The sequence below is a fragment of the Leuconostoc carnosum genome, assembly GCF_007954525.1.
Classification (GTDB): Bacteria; Bacillota; Bacilli; order Lactobacillales; family Lactobacillaceae; genus Leuconostoc; species Leuconostoc carnosum.
This window is the reverse complement of record NZ_CP042374.1, coordinates 1,089,988-1,113,197: the sequence shown is the minus strand read 5'-3', so window position 1 is coordinate 1,113,197 and position 23,210 is coordinate 1,089,988. Positions and strand designations below refer to the sequence as shown.

Annotated in this window: 21 protein-coding genes; 4 read left to right on the top strand and 17 right to left on the bottom strand. The window is 38.9% G+C overall.

Annotation, left to right across the window (positions count from 1 at the left end):
- Positions 1-29: 29 nt before the first annotated feature.
- The 14 genes from dnaB to gltX all read right to left on the bottom strand — a co-directional run bounded on the left by dnaB (position 30) and on the right by gltX (position 15,170).
- Complete coding sequence (gene dnaB / locus FGL89_RS05580) at positions 30-1,496, bottom strand: replicative DNA helicase (RefSeq protein WP_014974952.1); 1,467 nt, start codon at positions 1,494-1,496, stop codon at positions 30-32.
- 1 nt (position 1,497) lies between these two features.
- Complete coding sequence (rplI, locus tag FGL89_RS05575; protein WP_014974953.1) at positions 1,498-1,950, bottom strand: 50S ribosomal protein L9; 453 nt, start codon at positions 1,948-1,950, stop codon at positions 1,498-1,500.
- Between the two features lie 51 nt (positions 1,951-2,001).
- Positions 2,002-4,029, bottom strand: a complete 2,028-nt coding sequence (locus tag FGL89_RS05570; RefSeq protein WP_014974954.1) for a DHH family phosphoesterase — start codon at positions 4,027-4,029, stop codon at positions 2,002-2,004.
- Between the two features lie 243 nt (positions 4,030-4,272).
- Complete coding sequence (gene rpsR, locus FGL89_RS05565) at positions 4,273-4,557, bottom strand: 30S ribosomal protein S18 (RefSeq protein WP_014974955.1); 285 nt, start codon at positions 4,555-4,557, stop codon at positions 4,273-4,275.
- A gap of 36 nt (positions 4,558-4,593) precedes the next feature.
- Positions 4,594-5,142: a single-stranded DNA-binding protein gene (gene ssb, locus FGL89_RS05560; protein ID WP_014974956.1), complete on the bottom strand. Its 549-nt coding sequence runs from the start codon at positions 5,140-5,142 to the stop codon at positions 4,594-4,596.
- 33 nt (positions 5,143-5,175) lie between these two features.
- A complete protein-coding gene (rpsF, locus tag FGL89_RS05555; protein ID WP_014974957.1) occupies positions 5,176-5,472 on the bottom strand; it encodes a 30S ribosomal protein S6 in 297 nt (98 codons plus the stop codon).
- A 186-nt stretch (positions 5,473-5,658) separates the two neighbouring features.
- Positions 5,659-7,107, bottom strand: coding sequence for a Sapep family Mn(2+)-dependent dipeptidase (locus FGL89_RS05550; protein ID WP_014974958.1), 1,449 nt, complete (start codon positions 7,105-7,107; stop codon positions 5,659-5,661).
- Positions 7,108-7,161: 54 nt separating this feature from the next.
- Positions 7,162-7,986, bottom strand: a complete 825-nt coding sequence (locus tag FGL89_RS05545; protein WP_147000464.1) for an energy-coupling factor transporter transmembrane component T family protein — start codon at positions 7,984-7,986, stop codon at positions 7,162-7,164.
- Between the two features lie 54 nt (positions 7,987-8,040).
- The gene (locus FGL89_RS05540; RefSeq protein ID WP_014974960.1) at positions 8,041-9,735 is read right to left on the bottom strand and encodes an ABC transporter ATP-binding protein; all 1,695 of its coding nucleotides are present in this window, start codon (positions 9,733-9,735) and stop codon (positions 8,041-8,043) included.
- A 52-nt stretch (positions 9,736-9,787) separates the two neighbouring features.
- Positions 9,788-10,354: an ECF-type riboflavin transporter substrate-binding protein gene (locus tag FGL89_RS05535; protein WP_014974961.1), complete on the bottom strand. Its 567-nt coding sequence runs from the start codon at positions 10,352-10,354 to the stop codon at positions 9,788-9,790.
- On the bottom strand, positions 10,347-11,231 hold the full coding sequence (locus FGL89_RS05530) for an SAM hydrolase/SAM-dependent halogenase family protein (protein WP_041773237.1): 885 nt from the start codon (positions 11,229-11,231) through the stop codon (positions 10,347-10,349). Before FGL89_RS05530 ends, FGL89_RS05535 begins: the two co-directional genes overlap by 8 nt.
- A gap of 408 nt (positions 11,232-11,639) precedes the next feature.
- On the bottom strand, positions 11,640-12,179 hold the full coding sequence (locus tag FGL89_RS05525) for a hypothetical protein (RefSeq protein ID WP_014974963.1): 540 nt from the start codon (positions 12,177-12,179) through the stop codon (positions 11,640-11,642).
- A 219-nt stretch (positions 12,180-12,398) separates the two neighbouring features.
- Positions 12,399-13,454 carry an alcohol dehydrogenase AdhP gene (gene adhP / locus FGL89_RS05520; protein ID WP_014974964.1) on the bottom strand — a complete coding sequence of 352 codons (1,056 nt, stop codon included), beginning with the start codon at positions 13,452-13,454 and terminating at the stop codon, positions 12,399-12,401.
- A gap of 219 nt (positions 13,455-13,673) precedes the next feature.
- Positions 13,674-15,170, bottom strand: coding sequence for a glutamate--tRNA ligase (gene gltX, locus FGL89_RS05515; protein ID WP_014974965.1), 1,497 nt, complete (start codon positions 15,168-15,170; stop codon positions 13,674-13,676).
- Positions 15,171-15,702: 532 nt separating this feature from the next.
- On the opposite strand from gltX, the gene trpX reads away from it, so the two are divergent.
- From trpX to FGL89_RS05495, 4 genes are all read left to right on the top strand, one after another.
- Positions 15,703-16,707 (top strand): tryptophan ABC transporter substrate-binding protein, encoded by a 1,005-nt coding sequence (trpX, locus tag FGL89_RS05510; RefSeq protein ID WP_014974966.1) that lies wholly within the window; start codon positions 15,703-15,705, stop codon positions 16,705-16,707.
- The gene (locus tag FGL89_RS05505; RefSeq protein WP_014974967.1) at positions 16,704-17,603 is read left to right on the top strand and encodes an ABC transporter permease; all 900 of its coding nucleotides are present in this window, start codon (positions 16,704-16,706) and stop codon (positions 17,601-17,603) included. Before trpX ends, FGL89_RS05505 begins: the two co-directional genes overlap by 4 nt.
- On the top strand, positions 17,596-18,351 hold the full coding sequence (locus tag FGL89_RS05500; RefSeq protein WP_014974968.1) for an ABC transporter ATP-binding protein: 756 nt from the start codon (positions 17,596-17,598) through the stop codon (positions 18,349-18,351). Before FGL89_RS05505 ends, FGL89_RS05500 begins: the two co-directional genes overlap by 8 nt.
- Before the next feature lie 115 nt (positions 18,352-18,466).
- Positions 18,467-19,381: an L-lactate dehydrogenase gene (locus FGL89_RS05495; RefSeq protein ID WP_147000463.1), complete on the top strand. Its 915-nt coding sequence runs from the start codon at positions 18,467-18,469 to the stop codon at positions 19,379-19,381.
- A gap of 49 nt (positions 19,382-19,430) precedes the next feature.
- On the opposite strand, the gene FGL89_RS05490 is transcribed toward FGL89_RS05495, so the two are convergent.
- The 3 genes from FGL89_RS05490 to FGL89_RS05480 are packed head-to-tail and all read right to left on the bottom strand — an operon-like array spanning position 19,431 to position 23,084.
- The gene (locus tag FGL89_RS05490) at positions 19,431-20,387 is read right to left on the bottom strand and encodes an ABC transporter permease (RefSeq protein WP_014974970.1); all 957 of its coding nucleotides are present in this window, start codon (positions 20,385-20,387) and stop codon (positions 19,431-19,433) included.
- A 1-nt stretch (position 20,388) separates the two neighbouring features.
- Positions 20,389-21,528, bottom strand: a complete 1,140-nt coding sequence (locus FGL89_RS05485; protein WP_014974971.1) for an ABC transporter permease — start codon at positions 21,526-21,528, stop codon at positions 20,389-20,391.
- Positions 21,528-23,084, bottom strand: a complete 1,557-nt coding sequence (locus tag FGL89_RS05480) for an ABC transporter ATP-binding protein (RefSeq protein WP_014974972.1) — start codon at positions 23,082-23,084, stop codon at positions 21,528-21,530. The genes FGL89_RS05485 and FGL89_RS05480 overlap by 1 nt, the downstream gene beginning before the upstream one ends.
- Positions 23,085-23,210 lie beyond the last annotated feature (126 nt).

Below are 23,210 nucleotides of genomic sequence, written 5' to 3'. Positions count from 1 at the left end.
GTGACTAGGAATACCGACAACGTTGATAATCACCAACCTGGGTTACCATTTGGCCCAGCAATCGGATCGTCTCTAAATAGTGGCGCCATAGGACTAAATTTAAATGTTGGTTTATTAAACATTAACGTCGCCGTACCACGGGCACCTGCTCGGTTTTTTTCTAAAATGATCTCGATAGGAACTGCTTCTTCTTCATCTCGAGGATCAGTTTCGCCGCTGTCTTCGCTACCATCATTGCGATAATAATCATCACGATATAAAAATGCGACAATATCTGCATCTTGTTCAATAGAACCAGATTCTCGCAAATCTGATAGTACAGGTCTTTTATCCGTGCGTTGCTCCACACCACGACTTAACTGCGCTAGCGCTAAAATTGGCGTATGTAATTCTTTGGCTAATTTTTTGATTGATCTAGAAATTTCTGCAACAGCTTGCTGCCTGCTCTCAGTATTATTAGATTCAATCAAACCAAGATAATCAATAATTACCATGCCAATTGGATGTGGATTTTCCACACGTTGCTCAGGCGTCATATCCGCAACCAAATCTTTTTCTAATTTACGTAATTTAGCACTGATTTGATTGATTTTTATACCAGCGGTATCATCCATATAAATTTGCATATTAGCTAACGACTGCATAGCTAAAGTTAGTGATTGCCAATCATCTGATGTCATCTGACCAGTGGTTAGGTGGTTCGAATCAATCGCTCCTTCGGCAGCAACCAATCGAGTTACTAAATCAACTGCCCCCATTTCCAAACTAAACACAACTACTGGTACTTGTTCAGCTTTAGCAACATTTTTAGCAATATTTAATACGAACGCCGTTTTACCAACAGCCGGACGCGCACCAAGAACAACCATCTGATCCTCACGAAACCCATGAGTTAATTTATCTAATTCTGGATAACCTGTGGCTAACCCAACGATATCATTGTCGTTATCCACAGCATTGTCTAAGTTCGATTGGAATTCTTGCAAAACATCTTTTATTTTTTGAAAATCTTCATCACCACGGTTTTCAGCTAAGGTATCTAGATTACGATTTAACGCTTCCAAAATTTCTTCACTAGGTTCAGCAGAATCATATGCCAATGACATACTGCGTGTCATCAAATCAATCATACGTCTTAAAATCGCTTTTTCTCGAACAATATTAGCATAATGCCGTAAATTAGCTGATGATGCAGATGATTCTGAAATCTCAGCAAGATACGGCATACCACCAACATTATCTAACTGCTGCATACTATTTAATTTATCTTGCAAAGTCAACATATCAATTGGACGTTGCTCATCGACCAATTGTTGCATTGCCTTAAAAATTGTTTGATGTGCTTGTCGATAGAAATCATCAGCTTGCAAAATAGCGCCAGCTGCTACCATCGCATTATCTGATTTAACATCAAAAAAAATGGCGCCGAGTACCGCACGTTCGGCATCCACATCTTGTGGTACTTGTCTATATTCGTATGATCCCGGATTGTCCATATTAACCCTCGCTCACGTGCACCCGCAAATTAGCTGTTACTTCTCGATGTAACTTCAATGGTACACTCGTATATCCCAAAACATGAATCGGTTGATTCAATACAAGTTTGCGCTTATCAATTTTCAAATGTTTTTGTTGTTCTAAAGCAGCAACAATTTGCTTAGTTGATACCGCACCAAACAAGCGACCATCAGTACCTGATTTACCAGTCAACTCAACCACAAAACTATCATCTTCAATTTTTGACTTCAATGCATTTGCATTTGCCAAAGCTTCGGCAGCTGCTTTTTCTTCAGCTTTTTGACGACCCTTGACGGCACCTAAGTTTTTACCTGTTGCTGGTTCGGCTTTCTTATTTTTAATCAAGAAATTATTGGCATAACCATCTGGTACATCCTTAATTTCACCTTTTTTACCGCGTCCCTTAACATCTTCCAAAAATACGACTTTCATATGACTATATCCTCCAAATTCAAGGTGTTCCCCACCGTTTGTCTTAATTAATTATTCTTCTGCAGCCTCTGCTAACGCTGTGTGCAATTTTTCAGTTGCCTCATCAGTTGTGACATCGGATATTTGTGTTGCAGCATTAGATAGATGACCACCGCCGTCCAATGCTTCCATAACACGCTGCACATTACGTTGACCTGTAGAACGTGCTGAAATACCAACACGACCATCATTACGTTTAGTGATCACATAAGATGCCTCTACACCACTAATTTGTAATAATTCATCAGCTGCTTGGGCAGTAATCAACCCAGAATAAACAGCCCCATCTTCACCTGTTACAATCGCATTACCATCTTTCACTATTGCTAAATTAGTGAGATGCGTCCGTGATTTGAAATCTGTGAACTTTTCTTTCATGAATGACTGAATCAAGTTACTATCAGCACCATTGGCACGCAAATAACTTGCTGCATCAAATGTACGAGAACCGGTGCGCAATGTGAAATTCTTTGTGTCAATCTGAATACCACCAAGCATGGCAGTTGCCTCTAATTTAGTAATAGGTGCATGACTTTGATCCTGATACTGTAGCAATTCTACTACCAACTCCGAAGTTGACGATGCATATGGTTCAACGTATGATAACAATGGCTTTTCAGAAAGCCCCTGCTCAGCCAAACGATGATGATCAATCACGACAACACGATTAGCTAAACGTTCAAGTAATTGCGGCACACTAGTAATTGACGCACGCGCGTGATCGACTAAAATCAATAAGGTATTATTACGTACCAGTTTCAGCGCACGAGCTTCATCCACAATTGAATCATTGATATTTGCACCTGGTGCAACAATGTCTGGTGGATTCTTCCTAATTTCCTGTAGCAACAGTGTAATATCACTATACACTGATTTTTCATCCACAACCAAAAAAGCCGGTTTATTTTTGGTTTGTGCCATTCGCCAAATGCCCAATCCTGCACCAATTGCATCAAGGTCAGGGGTCTTATGGCCAGCAATCATGATATTATCTGATTGCTCCATCAATTCAGCGACTGTTTGTGAAATCATCCGCGCGCGTACACGTGTACGTTTTTCCATTGGATTGGTTGCACCACCATAGAAACGTGCCGCCTCTTGACTAGACTTAACAACAACTTGATCACCACCGCGACCTAATGCCAAATCTAAATGCGTTTGTGCCATTTTTGCCAATGCAATAATATCTTGCTCACCATAGGCAATACCCATAGATAATGTCACAGGCGAATTTTGTTGAGCTGTTGCTTCACGAATAGACTTTAAAATTGAAAATTTATCTTTTTCAGCTTCTTGTAAAGCTTTCTGATATCCAAACATGACATAATGAATCGTATTTAGTCGACGCAAATAAATATGGTGCGTTGTCGCCCACTCGGAAAGTGCACCAGTGACGTAAGTCCGCAATGTGGATGTTTCTGACTCACTCATACCGTCAGTGACTTCCTCATAATTATCAACTGAAATCAAGCCACTAAACAATTGATGTTCATCATATTCTTGTGAAATTGCCGCATATTCACTAATATCCATCATGTAAATCACACGTAAATTCTGCTGTACATAAAGTGAAAATTGTTTATTTTGCCATGTGATTGTATTTGTTTCTCTAGCATCTGAATAATTTTTAATGCTTGATGCTAATTGCGTATCTAATTCGTCTAATGTTAAACCCAGTACATCTCGCTTATTAAGATAAGCCTGCATATATGGATTAATCCAATCAATTTTCTCGGATTCATTCAGTAATATGATCCCAATTGGCATCCGAATTAAAGCCTCTTGCTCACTGCGGGAAATACGATATCCCAAACCTGACAGATATTCCTGAACATCTTCATTAACTTCTTTCAATGCTTGAACAGAGTAGACTAAACCAATAATAACAACGATGATCCATATTAAACCAAAAATCCAATTGATGAGCAACGCAAAAATAACACTTAGTCCGCTGACTGCAAACAATAGCAGTGCAACCATACCAAGTTTTGAATTTTGAAAGAATATGGGTAATGATTTAAAATCCAATAGCTTTTTCACAAATAACCTCAATGCTCTCTCATTGTGTCCTATTTTAAAACATCAAACACAAAAATAAATGTATACTCTATTTTACCACAGTTATGATTTTCCAAAATAAACAAAACAATCAATACTTTGCGACCGAAGTTTGCTAAAAATTATAAACTTGCTTTATTGACGATAAAACCTCCAAGGCTGGATTAAAATCCAATCTTGGAGGTTTTTATAATTACCTAAGTTTCTAAAGGTAATTGATATTAATTAGTCTTCTGTAACGAATGGTAGCAAAGCCATGATACGTGCACGCTTGATAGCTGCAGTAACTTTACGTTGGTTCTTTGCTGAAGTACCAGTCACACGACGTGGCAAAATCTTACCGCGTTCTGAAATGAAGCGTTCCAACAATTCAGTGTTCTTGTAGTCGATGTAGTCGATGTGGTTAGCTGCAATAAAGTCAACCTTACGACGACGACGTGGGCCGCCTTGTGGGCGACGTGAACGTTGTGGACGTTCTGAGTTTTGTGGACGTGAGTTTTGTTCTGACATGATTAAAGCTCCTTTCTTAATGTTTAATTTATATTTTTAGAATGGTAAATCATCATCTGATATATCAATTTCTGTATTGCCACTAGCCGCAAATGGGTTAGGTGCATCATTTTGTGTCGTTGCTGTCGATTGTGAGTTTGAATTTTGGTTCGCACTTGCAAATGGATCAACACCACTAAATGAATTATCACTTGGTGCACCAAAGTTGCCACCATTGTTAGATGGTGTTGATGAGCCGTTTTGTGAACGACGTTTCTCACTTTCAGCGCGTGATTCAAGCAATGAGAAATTATCTACAACAACTTCGGTAACGTAAACACGTTGACCTTGATTATTTTCATAATTTCTTGTTTGCAATCGGCCTTCAACGGCTACCAAAGCACCTTTACCAGTAAAATTCGAGAAATTTTCAGCTGCTTTACGCCAGATAACAGCGTTAATAAAGTCAGCTTCCCGCTCACCAGCTTGGTTAGTAAATTGGCGGTTAACTGCGAGACTAAATGTCCCAACAGCTGTACCTGATTGCGTATAGCGCAATTCCACGTCACGGGTCAATCGCCCAATCAATACTACTCGATTAATCATATTAAAAGCTCCTTCACCAGTGGAATTTCAGAATTATTCTGCGTCGCGCTTAACGATCATGTGACGCAAGATGTCTTGTGAAATCTTTGCCAAACGATCAAATTCGTTGATAGCAGCATCGTCTTCTGCAGTAAAAGTAATTACGTGATACAAGCCTTCGCGGTATCCAGCAACTTCATAAGCAAAACGACGAGTTGCCCAGTCAGCTGACTTAACAATTGTTGCGCCATTGTCAGATAAGATACCATCAAAACGCTCTACAAGCGTCTTTTTTGCATCTGAATCCAAATCTGGGCGAACGATATAAGTCAATTCGTATGATATAGCCATGTTTTATTTCCTCCTTTTGGTCTCTGGCAGCCTAAGCTGCAAGGAGTGCATGCAATTTTATGCATTCACAGTTATTAATGATACTACAAAACCACTAGTAATTTCAAGTACTTCTCAAAATTTTCCACCTGGTACGATCATAATACGTTTGACACGGACCTCATACTTACTAAACTTCATCACAGTTTATTTTGATATGTCATGCAATGCGTGTGCAAAAATAGCCTGTGTCTTTGGAATATGATCTAGTAAAGCATACTCATCAGGTTGATGACTAGTAATCTCCACGTCAGGAAATTGACCACCAAATGCCACACCTCGTTTTAATAACCGGGCATAGGAACCACCGTTGGAAATTTTATACGTTTTTTTTGTGTGCGTATGCTCAGCGTAAATTTCTTCTAACACATTGACAATAGGATCTTTTAAGTCCACCATATGTGGCTGGTTACCAAACTGAGCTTCTTTAAAAATTCTAGCCTTTAAACCACCGATATGCCGCTGTACTTGAGTCAAAATAGCCGTTTCTGTGATCCCAATTGGGAAACGAAATTGAATGCGAATATCACTATTTGCACTGTGATAATAATTCATCTGGCCAATATTCATGGTTAAATCACCCATGATATCATCATGAAACACTAATCCCAACTTTTCTCCAAAAACATTTTGATGGTTACCATTTCCCAAAAATTCAATAAATGCATGCGCTTGATCGGTAAATTCAAATTGATCTAAGAAATGTGCCAAATAAGTACCTGCATTGAGGCCATCTTCAGGATAGGCACCATGAACTGATTTACCGTATAACGTTAATGAAATATGACCATCATCGTACTGTCCAATACCCGTAATCACTGGTAAATTAGTTAGATAGGCTTCATATTGTGCCAAAAACTTATTGATATCTGCGCCATCGGGTAAACGTACAATAGCTTTTGCTACACCCGGTACGACGTTATCACGATTCCCAGATTCGAAGCTAATCAGCTGCATGTATTTTGTATTATACATTTGATTACCTTGAAATTTGATCACAATTGTTTGTACACCCTTTTCTCCAGGGACAACAGGAAACGTCCCATCAGGTGAAAATCCAAGTGTTGGCTCGCCGATTTGTTCAAGATAGGCCTTCATGTCACGCCAATCGGACTCTTCATCACTACCAAAAATTAAACGAATTTTACGTCGTGGCCAAAAGCCGCTATCTCTTAATTGACGTAGTGCATAATAACTTGCCAATAGATCGACCTTCATATCGTGAGCACCGCGTGCGTAGATTCTATTACCAATAATTTTAGGACTAAAAGGTAACGTTGTACGCCATGATGCCGCATTCCCTGGGACAACATCTACGTGAGATAACACACCGACTGTTTCGCTGGCATCACTTGGACCATAATCAACGACCACAACCATATTATCTGCTACACGCTCGACAGTGAAGCCATCTCTAGTTGCTATATCTACTAAATAAGCCAAAGCCATTTCAATACCAGCTCCAAATGGGTGCTGTAATGTTGCAGTTATAGGATCTAATACCGATGGAATAGCTAAGAATTGTAACAAATCCTGAACTAATTCCGGTTGGTAATCTTCTGCCTCTTGTTGCCATTGAACAATCGATTTTATCATATTACATCAAGCACACTGATAGTCATTAGCAACAATACCAGTATCCATTCTCCTTTACTTGAAGGGATTATATAGCCGACCACCATTATGAATCAAAAGTGCCACACCAATGCCGACGATGATTAATGAACCAATAAACATGCAGACATCGCATATTGAAAACGACTGCTCTTGGTACCAAGAGCGTTGTTTCTGCCGACCAAAACGGCGTAACTCCATCGCTTGGCTGATTGTTTCAATACGATCTAAGCTCGTGAATACCAATGGCAAAATAATTTGCACAGCACCTTTGGCGCGGTTTTTCAATGATGCTTTTTTAGAAATTTCATAACCACGTGCCTGCTGTGCCAAACTAATCGTATGATAATCACTTTGAACATCAGGAATATACCGTAAGGTAATCGAGAACGCGTAAGCAATTTTGTACGGCACCCCAATTTTGTTTAATCCAGCTGAAAATTCGCTTGGGTTAGTGGTAAATAAAAGAATAATCGCCAAAGGCAGTGAAAAGAGATATTTAAGCAACAGATTAAATTCATAAAACAGTTGTTCTTGGGTAATCGACCAATAGCCACTACCAAAAATCACATGGCGTGTACCATATAATTGAGTACCGTATTGAGGTGCCAAAACAGCGATCATCACTAAATTAATCACTGCAAAAATTAACACTAATTTCAGCATGACAGCATACTCACGATATTTTATTTGTGCCGTTTGCATTAAAATCACTGCAAATAACCCAAGAGCAAACAAGAAACGTGTATCATATGATATCATCCCCATCGTCGTCAGTAACAAAAAACCAACCAGTTTCGACGTACCTGTTGTGTGATTTAGCCAAGTGTTTCTTTTCTTATATCCAAATAAATTATTCATTGTTTCACATTATTCCCCATAGCAGTTGCTGAAATTAATAGCTATCATAATTCATTACGGATTCCAGACTGGTTCAGTTACAATTGCAGCATTTAACTCTTCTGGATGAGAGATATCTAACCGTTCCGCCAATTGGTAAATACTTGTCGTACATAAACTTGCCATTTCAACTAGCTGCTCATTGGCAAGTAATTCTGCCGGTGTCGTATCACCAATTAACTGACCATTAACAATCACCAATGTCCGTTGAACAAAATTAGCAAGTAAATGCATATCATGTGTAATGATAATAATCGTTGTCTGTTCATTATGATTGATACGCGATAAAAACTTGAGTAAATTAGCTGTATGTGTCGCATCTTGACCCGCGGTAGGCTCGTCTAAAATCAAAATTTCAGGTGATAAAACAAGTACTGAAGCAATGGTCAGCCGCTTTTTTTGTCCAAAACTTAATGCCGATATTGGCCAATGTCGCATGCTATCCAAATCAATTAACTTCAAAACGCGACGAACACGTGTCTCAATGTCATCTTCTGAGACATGTCGTAAAATCAAACCACTAGCCACTTCTTCAAAAACCGTGGTTTTCGTAATCATGTGATTGGGATTTTGTAACACATAACCAATATGATCAGCACGTTCCTTAATTGACTGCTGTAACACGGATGCCCCATCCAACAAAATATCGCCAGAATCTGGTGTTAAAAAACCAGTTAATAAATGTGATAATGTCGTTTTACCAGAACCATTTTTACCAACAATACCTAAAATTTCACCTTGATTGATCACTGTGTGAAATTGTTTAAATAATGGTTGGCTTCTCTCATAACTAAAATCTAAGTCTTCAATGATTAGCTGTGGCGTTAAATGGCGGTCTCGTTTGACTGTTTGTTTGAGCTGCTCAATGGCTAATTTATGCTGGCTAACATCGACCGCCTTAACATCCGATATGCGCGGTATTGCCGTGATATCAATTTGCGCGCGTCGCAACAATTGAATGTATAGTGGTTCATCTAACCCGTTTTGAGAGAGAATACCAGACTGAATGATTTTTGTTGGTGTCCCATTAGCCACAATACGTCCCTGTGACATCACAATCACACGGTCAACATTTGCATTGAGCACCTCCTCAATACGATGTTCAATAATCACAACCGTTAAATCACGTTCTGTTTGTAACTTATCAATCATTGCCATAGCCGCAGCGCCTGCTGCTGGATCTAAACTAGCTAGTGGTTCATCAAACAATAATAATTTACCGTCATCAACCAATACACCAGCCATAGCTGTACGCTGTTTTTGACCACCAGATAACGCCTGTGGAGACAGCTCTAAGCGTTCTCCCAAGCCAAATCGTTTAGCCCACTTGGACACAGCTGTTTTAATTTTACCCACTGGTTGATGATCATTTTCTAAAGCAAAAGCAATATCTTCCGCTACTGTTAGACCAACAAATTGAGCATCAGAATCTTGTAAAACAGTCCCTGCTTGTAATGATAAATCAAACAGTGACTGATCCAATATGTCTTGACCATTTAAAGTTAATGAGCCAGATACATCACCAGGATAAGCTTGTGGTATTAAGCCATTCAATAGACGTAATAGTGTTGTTTTCCCCGACCCAGAAGCACCTGCAATCAAGACTTTTTCACCGGGATAAATCTGGAAACTTAAGTCGTGTAATGTTGGTTCTGCTTGTGCATGATATTTGAATGTCACATGTTTAAAATCGATTAACGGCGCTGTCATGATGTTTCCTTGACTTTCTATATGTACGCAGGATTAGAACCTGCTTGCTGAGTTATTCACTGCGAAGACTGCTCTTTTTGGGACGTGATTTCACGTAGGCCACCAAAAGTAGCGAACCAATCACAGCCACTGACACAATATTAACCACAGCTGTCACTGCGCCTTGTAAAAATACTTTTTGTGCTGCTTCTTTATAAATTAAAATATCTCCAACTGGTGCTACCACAACCCAAACAAATATATTAACAACAACTTGCCAGATATTGAATTGGATTAATTTTTTAGCTGTTAAATCACCATACTCTAATAATAAGAACCGTCTGCTGAGACCAAGTAAGAAGCCAAATAACGCGTCAGCAATAACCCATGACCACCATGGTGAGCCATAAGTCACGGCATCATTTAATGTGTGGCCAATGAACCCTACCAAAAGACCCACGACTGGACCAAATAAACCAGCAATTAATGCTAACCAACCTTCAGCAACGTTAATATTTGTATTTGAAATACCAGTTGGAATTGATATAAACTTCATCAGTACAAAAAATACGGCAGCCCCAATACCTGTTGCAACTACTGAACGTACTGAAAAACCATTTGATTTCTTTCTGTTATTCATTGTCTTCTCCTACTTTCTGTACTGTCTTGGTGAGTGTAACTTGCCAATCTGGCCCAGCCCCCACATGGTAGCTTTGCTCAAAACTACCAGTGTGTACACCCAAAGCCACCGTATAAACAGAATTAATATAAATTAGTGCTTCACCTGGATTAACGTCATTGAAAGTGTGTACATAAGGTAATAACTCATCAAACAGCATATGACCTTGATTTTTAATTTGTACACGCAATACATCACCGTACGACAACTGCAATTTTTCAAACTCATTTAATGGTATATTTGACCAGAGTGAACCAAAGTTGACATCAGTAATATCTATATTACCAACCAACTGTGGCTGGCCAGCCGTATTTTCTTGATAACGACCTGGCTGGATTGGCAGTTTAACCAAATCATCTGGTGCTAATGTTTGTCCATAATCATCATAATGAGTCTTCCCACTCGCTAATTGTGCCCCATTAAAGGCATAGATATCACGACCATGGAAAGTAGATGATTTTTCTGATCCTGGCAAACGTTGTGTCGTTTCATTAATCACACGTGCACTTTCAATCAAGTGATGTGACAATAAATGAGATAATGTGCCATTATCCGGTGTTACAATGTACTGTCCACTGATTGTTTTAGCGACGATTGATAACCGTTTAGAGCCAACACCTGGATCAACCACTGAGACAAAAACTGTCCCTGCTTGCCAATAACTAAAGGTTTGAAACAAACGAAACGACCCCTCAAAAATATTAAATGGTGCAATACCATGTGTTAAATCACTCACAATAATGTCATTTGAAACACCATAGGCGACGCCATGCATGGAGCTCACGGCACCATCTTGTAGCCCAAAATCAGTTTGCAAAACGAGATGTTTATTTGTCATATTCTTTAATGTGTCTGGCATGAATTGATTTAGTCAGTTCCGAATGAATCTGGTACTGAGGGACATCTGTACGAAACACGTTTCCTTTCAATATTGTTAAACTAATAAAAAATCCCTGTTAATTTGATAATTAACAGGGACGTAAAAACGTGGTACCACCCAAATTCAACGATAATTGAGATAAGCATTCCAATCATCATACTCTTAGTTGATAACGGTACTAACCGAATAAATAGCTTTCACTATTGATCTCTTCCACGCTCATCTTCAACACATTGCATCATGTCAGTTTCCACTACCCTGACTCACTTGTTTTCTGCGCCCTGCCTACTCTTCGCTTCACTGATTTATTAACATGAGTTAATTTTAAGACAGTTATTAACATTTGTCAATCAAACAACCATTTTATTAATCTGGCAAAATAATTTGTGTTGATGGCCCTTGTTTATCCGGCTTATTTTCTTGCTCCTGTACCAAATAACTCGGAAACAAAGTCAATTCTTTCTCTTCGAAACCCACAACCGATGAACCCAGAATACGTGTCACAAGTTCTAGTAACCGTTCTTCAAATATCTCTTTATCAATTGTCTCAATTTCTGGTTTTAAAGCTTGTTGATACATATTAATATGTACATTTGGTACGAGCGCATAGTCACGGCTGATTAACCCAGCCCATTCTTCAAATACTTCATTGGGAATTTCTTCGTTTTCGTTGGCAATAGGCATAAAATTAATACTAAACGTATTATTAGCTTCACCAGCCTCGTCAAACTCTGCTTTCGTGATATTGCCTTCAGTTAATTCCAAGGCAAAATCAAAATCAAAAGCACGTCGCTCATCAAAAATATGAATAAATCCCGCCGTTATTTGATCCTGACTAGCAGCATCTACGACACGTAGAATACGGTCACGCTGACCATTAAACAATTGTTGTGTAAAGTATGGCATTTTTTTATTACGTCGCAGGATCGCTGGTCCTTAAACTAAAGCAACCAAGCAACATATTTCCTCCACTGTATTTGTTACCCAATTCTAACACAAACTCGCTTCTCAGGTCACCAAAGCTCATGTTAAACTCAAAATTAGAAATCAAAGTACATTTTATTCATAAAAACAGCAGACAAGCTTTAAGCCAATCTGCTGTTTTTTAATATTTATTAAATCATATTAGAGTGTTGTGAAATCAAATACTTTACGGCCTGTAATACTACCAGCCTTCATTTCATCAATTACTTCATTCATATCGTTAAAGTTAACTTTTTCAACAATAGGCTTGACCTTACCTTCAGCACCAAATTGGAAAGCTTCCTTCAAATCAGCACGTGTACCAACTAATGAACCACGTACTTCAATGCCATCCAAAACTGTCTTAGCAATATTCAAAGCCATATCACCTTGTGGCAAAGCGACAGCTACTAACTTTCCCATTGGGCGAAGTGAGTTAACAGCTTGGTTAAATGCTGCTGCATTCACAGCAGTTACTTGTGCAGTGTGAGCGCCACCTGTTGCTTTTTGTACTTCTTCAGCAACATCAGCTACCTTTTTACGGTTAATTAACACTTCAGCGCCATTAGCCTTAGCAGCTGCTAACTTGTCATCATTCCCATCAATGACAGCTACGTGTGCACCAAAGACGTTATGAGCATATTGCACAGCCAAATTACCTAAACCACCAGCACCATGAACTGAAACCCATTGACCAGGCTTTGTTTCACCAACTTTAAGTGACTTATACATTGTGACACCAGCACATGTGATAGATGTTGCCTCAACAGGGTCTAAGCCATCTGGTACTTTAACGGCATACTGGGCATTAACAACAACTTGTTGTGACATCGCACCATCAACTGTATAGCCAGAATTACGAACTTTACGGCAAAATGTTTCATTACCTGAAACACAAAAGTCACAAACACCACAAGCATCGTAGAACCAAGCGACTGAAACACGATCGCCAATCTTTAAATAATCACTAGCGCCTTCAGCTAATTTTGATACACGCCCAACACCTTCATGCCCAACAACACGACGGAAATTACCATTACGTTGTCCTATTTCATTTGGATTACCAAAGTCACCACTAGCTACATGTAAATCTGTATGGCATAAGCCAACATATTCCATATCAACCAAGGCTTCGCCAAAAGCTAATGGCTTTGGCTCCCAATTATCTACTAAATCAACGTAACCATCTGGTGTTTCACGTACAATTGCTGCTTTCATGAGCAAACTCCTTTATCTTCGTGCGATTTCATGTGAACTATTTTACATGTAAATTGTACCCGTTTTGATAGTGATTGTAAAGGTTTGCATCTTTAAAATTACAAATTCTAAAAAAGTAAGTGAAATTTATCGTTTTTTGCACAATAGCATATAACTATACTCTGATTAGTGACTCAAAAAAAGTTTCTATGAAATTTAATTTCATAGAAACTTTGTCAATTAATTCAAATACTTAGTTTTAACATCAGCCATTGTTTGTAATACAGTTGCTTTATCCAAAACGACCAACATTTCAGGCAAATTTGGTCCTTGTACTTCATGTGTGGTGGCGATACGGATGGGATTCCATAGATTACGCCCTTTAATCTCAAGATCATTTTGGATTGCACGAATTGTATTCATGTAATCATCGGCAGTAGCTGTCTCGGGCAATGCAGTATAAGCTTTTTCCCAAGCTGAAAATACTTTACGCCCATCGTCAGATGTCAAGTAATCCAACATTTCTTCTGTAAGTTCACCTAGCGCAAAGAATGGTTGACGCACTAACTCCACAATCTCTCGCGTATAAGAAATACCTTCGACACCAGCGACTTTAATCACTTCAGTCAACCAGTCATTTTTTTCTTGCGCTTCAGCTTCAGAAACAAATCCCGCATCGACTAATTCTTGAATGAGTTGTGGCATGACATGATTCAAGTCACGACGCATCCATTGATTATTAATCCATTCTAATTTTTTCTGATCAAACTTAGCATTAGCCTTTGACAGACGAGTTTCATCAAACATTTGCTTAAATTCTTCAAGTGAGAAAATTTCATCTTCACCTTTGGGTGACCAACCAAGTAACCCAATGAAGTTTACCATAGCTTGTGGTTGATAGCCTAACTCTTTATATTGTTCGACAAACTGCAAGACATTTTCATCACGCTTTGACAACTTTTTACCTGTCTCACCATTAATTATCAATGCCATGTGACCAAACTTTGGAATATCCCAACCTAATGCTTCAAAAATCATCATTTGCTTAGGTGTATTTGAGACATGGTCATCCCCACGCAAGACATGCGAAATTGCCATTAAATGATCGTCAACAACAACAGCAAAGTTGTAAGTTGGCATGCCATCAGCTTTTTGGATAACCCAATCGCCACCAATTTCTTTGCCTCCAATTTCAATATGTCCTTTAACAATATCATCCCACGCATAGATTTTGTCTTCTGGTACACGAAAACGAATAACAGGCTTTAACCCTTGAGACTCAAATTCAGCATACTTAGCCTCACGCGCTTCATCTGATAAGCCTTTATATTCATAAACGTAATGTGGTGCTTGTTTAGCGGCTTGCTGCGCTGCACGTTCTTGTGCCAATTGCTCAGAAGTCTTATAAGATTTATAAGCTAAACCTTTTGCCAATAACTCGTCAATAAATTCTTGATAAATACCTTGCTCATTACGTTCTGATTGACGATATGGCCCGTATTCACCTGGCTTTTCAGGTGATTCATCCCAATCTAAACCAAGCCAAGCCAGATTATCTAGCTGTGACTTCTCACCGTCGGCAATATTTCTGGCTGCATCAGTATCTTCAATTCGAATAATGAATTGTCCGTTATAATGACGCGCAAAAAGCCAATTAAAAATGGCTGTACGCGCATTACCAATATGTAAATGTCCAGTTGGTGATGGCGCATAGCGGACACGAATGTCATTTGTCATGTTTCAAAATCTCCTATTTTGGAATTAATCATGTTTTGTCTAGATACTAGTATACAACATTCTACGCCTTAATTTCCAACACACTACGTGCAAAAACACAAAGTATCCTGACTAAAATTATAATAATGAATTAAATGTATAATAAACTAGACTAGGCATACCTAAAACCACTCTCTGATTGACCGAAATCAGACCTTATAATAGTTCTTTTATAACAAGCTAAGACTTGATTTTAAAAAACTATTGACAACTCATCAAATTCTTAGTATTCTTAATTTACAAACAACTCGGAGAATAATTATGCAAAATACATTAGCACAATTTAGCAATGCCTGGTGGCGTCGATAAAGTCAGCTTTTCGGTAACGGATAAAGCTGATGTTTAAAACATTCGTTTTATCCATACCGACGTATTTTGTGCAACATTTGAGTCTGTGTGGAAATATGCCATGCAGACTTTTCTTTTGACCTTGGAAAGCCCTGTGTGGCGAATCAAGGTCAATTTTTATTTTGAAGAAAATGTGGAGAATATTATGAATAAACGCCTTCTATCAACTATTGCTATTATTATTGCATTTCTAGCGGTAGCCTTTGTGATCACGAGTAAGCCCACACAGCAATCACGTACAAAAACATATGTTCCAACTGTGGGTATCTTACAATTAGTCACTCACCCAGCACTTGATGAGATTCATCGTGGTGTCGTTGCTGGCTTAAAATCCCAAGGTTATTCTGGTAACAAAATTAAAATTGATTATCAAAATGCCCAAGCTGATCAGTCCAATTTAAAAACAATGTCACAAAAGTTTGCTAATGAAAATGCTGATTTGGCAGTTGGCATTGCAACACCTGCTGCCTTGTCTCTCGCAAAAACGGCTGATGGTAGTAGTCCAGTCATTCTAGCAGGTATTACTGATCCTGCTGGTTCTGGTTTAGTGAAAAGTACAAAACGTCCTGGCAATAATGTGACAGGTACCTCTGGTGATTCACCCTTACAACAGCATCTCAGTGTGATCAAAAGAGTTGATCCTCAAGCTAAAAAATTAGGCATTATTTATACAACATCTGATCATGGTGGTGAATACAATGCTAAAAATATGGAAAAAATAGCCAAAAAAGCTGGTTATGACGTTAAGCTATATACCATTTCAACAACAAATGACATGCAACAAGTTGCTGAAACAATGGCAAATGCCGTCGACGTCGTCTATGCACCACAAGATAATGGTGTAGCAAGTGCCATGAAAACATTAATTAACATCACCAATAAGGAAAAAATACCTGTTATTCCAGCAGTCAATACGATGGTTAAAGATGGTGGTATCGCAACCATTTCAGTCAGTCAATATAATATTGGTTACCAAGCTGGTGTGATGGCTGGCCGTGTCCTTAAAGGTAAAGACACCGCTAACTACCCCGTCAAAACAATTACTAATGGCGATATGACAGTTAACTTAAAACAAGCGAAGTTATTGGGTATTAAACTGCCAACTAGCATGGTAACCGAAGCTGAAAATAAGGGAGAGGTATTCAAATGAGTATGATTGTATCAAGTATTGGACAGGGACTTCTGTGGGCTGTCCTTGGTATTGCTCTATTCCTAACATTTCGTATTTTAAACTTCCCAGATATGACAGTCGAAGGTTCCTTTCCTCTAGGTGCATCAACAGCGGTTACGATGATTACACATGGAATTAACCCCTTTGCAGCAACTTTAGCTGCCTTCTTCGTTGGAACAATTGCCGGTTTGATTACTGGTTTGCTTTATACAAAAGGCAAAATTCCTATTTTACTTGCGGGTATTTTAGTCATGACCGCTTCATTATCTATTAATTTACGAATTATGGGTTCAGCCAATATTTCATTGCTGGATCAAAAATCGATTTTTTCAATCAAAATATTGCAACATTTGCCTAAATATTTTGATTCCGTATTTCTAGGATTTGTTATCATTGTCATTATCACAGCTGGATTGATTTTCTTTTTGCAAACTGAACTAGGGCAAGCATTTATTGCTACTGGGGATAATCCTAATATGGCGCAATCCATTGGTATCCAAACAGATCGTATGACCATAATGGGCTTAATGTTATCAAATGGCCTTATTGCCTTAGGTGGTGCAGTTATCGCTCAAAACAATGGCTATGCAGATATTAATATGGGTATTGGTATTATTGTTATCGCCTTAGCTTCAATCATTATTGGTGAAGTTGTTTTTGGTGAATTAACATTGAACGAACGTCTGGTAGCCGTTATCATCGGCTCTATCTTATATCGCTTAGTTCTCTTAGTTGTCCTACGACTTGGTTTTTCAACCAACGATGTCAATCTTATCTCAGCAATTGTCTTGGCGGTCGCTATGATATTACCCCAGCTACGCCATGCCCTCAAACTCGACAAAGTCATTAAGAAAGGTGTTACCACACATGAGTAAACCAGTTTTTTCTCTCAAAGATGTTGTTGTCACTGTTGGAAATGGCATTCAAATTTTAAAATCAATTAACTTTGATATTTACGATGGTGATTTTATTACTGTACTTGGCACAAATGGTGCTGGTAAATCAACTTTATTCAATGCCATTGCTGGTAATTTAGCTATTGCATCCGGTGAAATTTTACATCATGATAAAAATATTGCACACGAAACCGCTGTCAAACGCACAGATTATCTTGCACGCGTTTTCCAAGATCCTAAAATGGGTACTGCCCCAAGAATGACTGTCGCTGAGAACTTGTTGCTCGCTGAAAAACGCGGTAGTAAGCGCACATTACGTAACCGTGGTTTGACTCAAGACAAATTAACCCAATACGCTGACATCACTAAAGTAATGGGTAATAACTTAGATAGCCACCTTAATACAGCAACTGGTGATCTATCAGGTGGGCAACGTCAAGCATTGAGCTTTTTAATGGCAACCCGTGTCAAACCAGAACTGCTCCTTTTAGATGAGCATACTGCGGCTTTGGATCCTAAAACATCTGAACAATTAATGCACGCCACAAATGATCAAGTTGAGACACATCATTTAACAGCACTCATGATTACACATAATTTAGCTGATGCACTGAAATATGGTAATCGCCTGATCATTTTAAATGCTGGTAACATTGTTCTTGATGTCCGTGATGATGAAAAGCAAGCACTAGACGAATCACAAATATTGAAATACTTTGTCAGTTAGCTTAATCTATAAAACCGTAGTCATGTTTCACGTGAAACATGACTACGGTTTTAATTCTGTCTAAATATGTGTATAATCTAATTTATAACACATAATATATTAATGAGGTACTCACATGAGAAAAATAGGTATTGTTGGTATTGGACACGTTGGTGCAACTGTCGCACATATCATTATCGCGCAAGGTTTAGCAGATGAACTTGTTTTAGTTGACAAGAATCCAAATAAATTAGCAGCGGAAGAACTCGATTTTCGTGATGCAGCTAGTTTACTTGATCATCACGTTTATGTTCATGCTGGTACGGCCAAAGATTTAGCAGATGCTGAAGTTGTTATTTCTGCACTTGGGCATATTGAATTAATTGAACCTGGTGGCGATCGCTTTACTGAATTAAAAGCGAACACACCTGAAGTGCAACAGGTTGGTGCTGATTTGCAATATGTCGGTTTCAATGGTGTCTTAATTGTTATTTCTAATCCTGTCGATGTTATTACAGGTATCTACCAAAAAGCCACTGGTCTACCGGCAAATCAAGTTTTTGGTACAGGCACTTACTTAGATACTGCGCGTTTAAAGCGCGCACTTGGTGATGCCCTGCATGTTGACCCTCGTAGTATTAATGGCTATATGTTGGGTGAGCACGGTAATTCACAATTTGCCGCTTGGTCTACCGTTAATATCCTTGGTAAGACGGCCGAAGATTTAGTTTCATATTACAATCTTGATTTAGATCAGGTTGCTGAAGCAGCACGTATTGGTGGTTTTACTGTCTTTGATGGTAAAAAATATACGAACTTTGCAATTGCACATGCTGCTGTATCATTAGCTCAGCTAGTATTGTCTGATGCACACAAAGAAGCCATCGTTTCACATTACGATGACCGTTTCAATGGTTACATCTCAACGCCTGCTGTAATTGGCCGTAATGGTATATCAGCCGGGTTTGATTTACCATTAACTGATGATGAAAAAGCTTTATTACAGAAATCAGCTGATGCTATCGCTGAAAATACAAAAGCTTATTTGTAACCACTAAAAAAAACGAATCGTATGATTCGTTTTTTTTTACAAATACTCGCTAAGCTGCTTTAATATAATTCACACCATCAGCCTTAGGTGCTTTTGTCTTACCAAAGAAGAACACAAGAACAATAATAGTGAATACATATGGTGCAATTTGCAACCAAATTGATGGCACATTATTCAAACCTGGTAACTGTGCACCAATCACTGCAAGCGACTGTGATAGACCAAAGAATAATGAAGCGCCTAGCGCGCCAATTGGGTTCCAACGGCCAAAAATCATTGCCGCCATTGCCATAAATCCTTGTCCTACAATCGTGCTAGCGGAATAATTCAGGGAAATTGATTGCGCAACAACTGCGCCACCGATACCACCGAGTAAGCCGGAAAGCATAACACCAGAATAACGTAGACGCGCAACATTTAAGCCTAAAGTATCTGCCGCTTGTGGATTTTCACCAACAGAACGTAAGCGCAAACCAAACTTTGTTTTGAAAATAATATACCATGAAGCCACCGCTACTAGAATGGCTAACCAAGCTGGGCCTGATGTTTTTTCAAAAAATAATTGTCCAAGTACAGGAATTTTCGATAATCCAGGTACAGTGGTATAACCAAAATCTTGGGTAATTGGTTCTGTCTGTCCCTTCCCGTATAAGACTTTGATTAAAAACACACCCACCGCAGGTGCCATTAAATTAATAACAGTACCCGAAATAATATGGTCAGCACGTAAGGTCACAGTCGCCACAGCATGTAAAAGTGAGAATACTAGCCCAACGACTGCACCAGCAAGTAGGCTTAACCATGGTGTTGCAGCACCAAATTGATCAGCAAAAGTTAAATTAAACACAACGGATGCAAAGGCGCCCATTCCCATGATACCTTCTAAACCAACGTTAACAACACCGGAACGTTCAGAAAACGTGCCACCAATCGACGTAAATATCAGTGGTGCCGAATAAACCAATGTACTAGATATAACAAGTGATAACATTGCCATTAATGACATCTTATTCACCGCCTTTCTGATGACTATTGTCTTTTTTGGATGTTGTATTCGCAGCTTTCTTATTCGCTGTAGCAACCGCAGCTTTTTCATCCATGGCACTCACGCGCGCCTGCATGACCATAATTAAGTAACGTGCACCAACAAAGAAAATAATGGATGCTGTCACGATGTCAACTAATTCAAAAGGAACCCCTGATGTCATTGGCATACCTAACCCACCAATTTTTAACACGGAGAAAATTGCGGCAGCACCAAGTACACCGAGGTATGAACCACCACCTAACAAGGCAACAGCCATCCCGTCAAAACCAATAGCCGGTGAACCGTTTTGTGTGAAGAAGTTCAAGTAATTACCTAAACCTTCGATGGTTCCAGCTAAACCAGCCAAACCACCAGACATCGTCATAGCAATCACTGCGTTTCTTTTGGCTGACATACCAGCATATCGAGCTGCATCTGGGTTTAACCCCACGGAGCGAATTTCAAAGCCAAGTGTTGTTTTTGTCATAATAAACCAAACAACCATAGTCATAATGAAAGCAATAAAAATACCAGTAGAAATACTTGATCCTTGCGTAATATCCGTTAACCACTTGACCTGCAATGAAGCGTTAGAGCCGACTTGCTTAGTTGTTTCAGCAGATTCCTTAATCGTCTTCGACATGGTATTTTGTAAAATATCATTACCTAAGAATAATAAGATATAGTTCATCATAATAGTGACAATCACTTCACTAGCACCAAATTGTGCGCGTAACCAACCTGGAATAGCACCTGCTAGACCACCTAAAGCCGTGCCTAGAATCAAGACACTAGGTATCATGAGATAAGCTGGCATGTCTGGAAAACTTAATGCATACCAAACCGAGCCAACCCAACCAGCCAAAGCTTGACCAGATAAACCAATGTTGAAAAATCCTGCCGTTTGCGCGATAGTAAAGCCTAACGCCGTCAATATCAGTGGTGTCATTTGTGTAAGGACGCCACCAATATTTTGCATAGAACCAAAAGCCGAACCGATTAATGCGACATAACCCGAAATTGGATTATAACCAAATACTAACATGATAATAGCGCCCACTATTAATCCAAAAAGGATTGAAAATAGCGCAATAGATAATGAGTTTTTTTGTACAGTCATTACGCATCTACCTCTTCTTTAAGTGCTGCGCGAGCATCGGCTAAGCTCATCCCCGTCATCAACAAACCTAATTCTTGTTTATTAGTATCTTTAGCATTAACAATACCAACAATTTGACCGGCATTAATCACTGCAATACGATCAGATAAATTCAATATCTCATCAAGTTCAAAACTAACTACCAACACTGCCTTACCCGCATCACGCTGTTTAATGAGTCTATGATGAATATATTCAATGGCCCCAACATCTAAACCACGTGTTGGTTGGGCAGCAATGACTAGTTCATTATCACGATTCAGTTCACGCGCAATAACTGCTTTTTGCTGGTTTCCACCAGACATCGAGCCAGCAAGCACATCAATGCCTGCTGCACGAACGTCGAATTCTGAAACCAACTTGTTAGCCAGCTTATCCATTTCAGCTTGTTGCAATACCCCACCTTTTGAAATAGGTGATTTATAGTATGTTTGCAATGCCAAATTTTCAGACAAGGTCATGTCAATTTCCATCCCAAAACGTAAACGATCTTCCGGAATATGACCAACACCTGCTTCTGTGATTTGTCGCGGCTTTTTATTGGTAATATCCTTACCTTGCAACACAACTGAACCGGCTTGTATTTTTGTTAGTCCGGTAATACCCTGAATTAACTGTGTTTGACCATTACCATCAATACCGGCAATACCAACGATTTCACCCGCTTTCACTGTTAGCGAGAAATCTTTGACAGCAGCGATACCTCGTGAATCTTGAACTTCAAGATTCTTAATGTTGAGTATTGTATCACCTGTCACAGCATCAGTTTTTTCTGTTTTAAAGCTCACCTCGCGGCCAACCATTAAATCAGCAAGTGCTTGTGATGATACCCCAGCGACGGGGAAAGTATCGATTGATTTTCCAGAGCGAATCACTGTAACAGTATCAGCTGCTGCTCGGATTTCATCCAATTTGTGAGTAATTAAAACAATTGATTTACCTTCTTTTGCCAAATTATGCAAAATAGTAATTAATTCGTCAATTTCTTGTGGTGTCAAAACAGCCGTTGGCTCATCAAAAATCAAAATGTCAGCACCACGATATAATGTCTTTAAAATTTCGACACGTTGTTGTTGTCCAACAGAAATATCTGAAATTTTAGCGTAAGGGTCAACTTGTAAGCCATACCGTTCAGACAATTGCTGAATTTTTGATGCTGCTGTCTTAGTATCTAGTGACAACCCTTTGGTGACTTCAGATCCCAAAATAATATTTTCTGTTACGGTAAAAGCATCAATCAACATAAAATGTTGATGAACCATGCCGATGCCCAAAGCGTCTGACTTAGATGGTGAATCAACTTGTACGGCTTTTCCATTAATCAAAATATCTCCTGAGGTTGGTTGTAGTAACCCCGTTAAAATATTCATCAAAGTAGATTTTCCAGCACCGTTCTCACCAAGTAACGCGTGAATTTCACCTTGTTGGACTTGCAAATTAATGTCATCATTGGCTGCAAAATCGCCGAATTTCTTGACGATATGTCGCATCTCAATGACTGGTGTTGATTCGGTCATATATTCTTTGCTTCTTTCGTTTGAATTTCAAAAAAATCCGCGGACAAGGCTGTTCGCGGATTTTCCTTTATAGTACATTATAACATGATTCGCAAAATCCAGATGTATAATCTCCTAAAATCTCAT